The organism is Cupriavidus phytohabitans (genome assembly GCF_000426345.1).
In the GTDB taxonomy this organism is placed as follows: domain Bacteria; phylum Pseudomonadota; class Gammaproteobacteria; order Burkholderiales; family Burkholderiaceae; genus Cupriavidus.
On record NZ_AUFE01000206.1, the window covers coordinates 1 to 2,141 of the forward strand.

Consider the following 2,141-nt stretch of genomic DNA (forward strand, 5'->3'; position numbering starts at 1 on the left):
GCCACCGTCAGCGGCCGCTGGATCGATGCCTGCCTGAGCCGCGGCCTCGATACGCTCACCGCGATCCCGAGCAAGATGTTCGCGCTGATCATGGTCGCCGCCTTCGGCTCCTCGGTGTGGATGCTCGCCATCACCGCGGCCATCATCTACGTTCCCGGCGCGTATCGCATCGCGCGCTCGCTGGCGGTCAACATCAACGCGATGGACTACGTGACCGTCGCCCGCACGCGCGGCGAAGGCACCGCCTACATCATGCGCCAGGAGATCCTGCCCAACATCGTCGGCCCCATGCTGGCCGACCTGGGCCTGCGCTTCGTCTACGTCGTGCTGCTGCTCGCCAGCCTCAGCTTCCTCGGCCTGGGCATCCAGCCGCCCGAGGCCGACTGGGGTTCGCTGGTGCGCGAGAACATCGGCGCCCTCTCCGAGGGCAGCATGGCCGTGGTGGCGCCGGCGCTGGCCATCGCCAGCCTGACCATGGCGGTCAACCTGGTCATCGACAATCTGCCGGGCCGCTCGGCACGTGGGGGGAAATAATGGGCACGTCCGTAAAAGTCAGCAATCTGCGCATCACCGCCGGCCCGGCGACCCTGGTCGACGGCGTCGACTTCGAGATCGAGCCGGGCAAGGTGCTGGCCCTGATCGGCGAATCCGGCTCGGGCAAGACCACCACCGCGCTCGCCCTGATGGGCTTCGCGCGCGACGGTTGCGAGATCGCCGGCAGCATCCGGGTGGGCGCCACCGACGTGCTGCACCTGCCGCCGGGCGAGCAGCGCCGGCTGCGCGGCCGCAACATCACGTATATCGCGCAAAGCGCCGCGGCCTCGTTCAACCCGTCGCGCACCATCATGGACCAGGTCGTCGAGCCGGCGCTGATCCACCGCCTGATGGACCGCAAGGCGGCCGAGCAGAAGGCGATCGCGCTGTACCGGGAGCTGGCGCTGCCCGATCCCGAGTCCATCGGCCAGCGCTATCCCCACCAGGTGTCCGGTGGGCAGCTGCAGCGCCTGATGGCGGCCATGGCGCTGATCACCGATCCCGACCTGGTGATCCTGGACGAGCCGACCACGGCACTGGACGTGACCACGCAGGTCGAAGTGCTGCGCGTGTTCCGCCGCGCGGTGCGCGAGCGCCGCACCACCGCGGTCTATGTGAGCCACGACCTGGCCGTGGTGGCCCAGGTGGCCGACCATATCCTGGTGCTGCGCGATGGCAAGATGCGCGAGCTGGGCGAGACCGACCAGATCCTGTACCAGCCGGCCGACGACTACACCCGCTGCCTGCTGGCCGCGGCGCGCCCGGCCGAGCGCCCCGGCGCGCCGGTAGACCCGGACAAGAGCCCGCTACTGCTCGAGGTGCGCGACCTGTCGGCCGGCTACGGCCCGCTCGATGCGCACGGGCAGCCCGCGGCGAAGATCCTGGAGGGGGTCGACCTGAAGCTGTACCGGGGCCAGGCCATCGGCGTGATCGGCGAGTCGGGTTCCGGCAAGACCACGCTGGCGCGGGCCGTCGCCGGGCTGGTGGCGCCGTGCCGCGGCAGCATCGCCTTCAACGGCCGCCCGCTGAAGCCGACCGTGGCCGAGCGCAGCCGCGATGAGCTGCGCCGCATCCAGATCGTGTTCCAGATGGCCGATACCGCGCTCAATCCCGCGCGCACCATCCAGGAGATCCTGGCCCGCCCGCTGCAGTTCTACCACGGCCTGCGCGGCGAAGCGCTGCGCGCGCGGATCCGCCAGCTGCTGGACCTGGTGCGGCTGCCGGCGGGCGTGGCGCAGCGCACGCCGGGCGGCCTCTCCGGCGGGCAGAAGCAGCGGGTGAACCTGGCCCGCGCGCTTGCCGCCGATCCCGAGCTGATCCTGTGCGACGAGATCACCTCGGCGCTGGACACCGTGGTCGGCGCCGCCATCCTCGACCTGATGGCCGAGCTGCGCAGGGAACTGGGGGTCTCGTACCTCTTCATCAGCCACGACCTGCACACCGTGCGCGCGATCTGCGACGAGATCGTGGTGATGCAGCACGGCCGCAAGCTGACCCAGGTGGCGCACGCGGACTATGACCGGGGACCGCATCATCCTTACTACGCCCTGCTGGCGCGCTCGGTCCCCGAGTTGCGCCGCGGCTGGATCGATGAAGTCGACGTGCAT

Annotated in this window: 2 protein-coding genes; both read left to right on the forward strand. The window is 70.4% G+C overall.

The annotated features are described in order from the left end of the window. Positions 1–534, forward strand: a 534-nt coding sequence (locus tag K309_RS0134655; protein WP_029050443.1) for an ABC transporter permease, incomplete at its 5' end; no start/stop codon positions are given. Then, positions 534–2,141, forward strand: a 1,608-nt coding sequence (locus K309_RS0134660; RefSeq protein WP_029050444.1) for an ABC transporter ATP-binding protein, incomplete at its 3' end; no start/stop codon positions are given. The genes K309_RS0134655 and K309_RS0134660, both read left to right, overlap by 1 nt.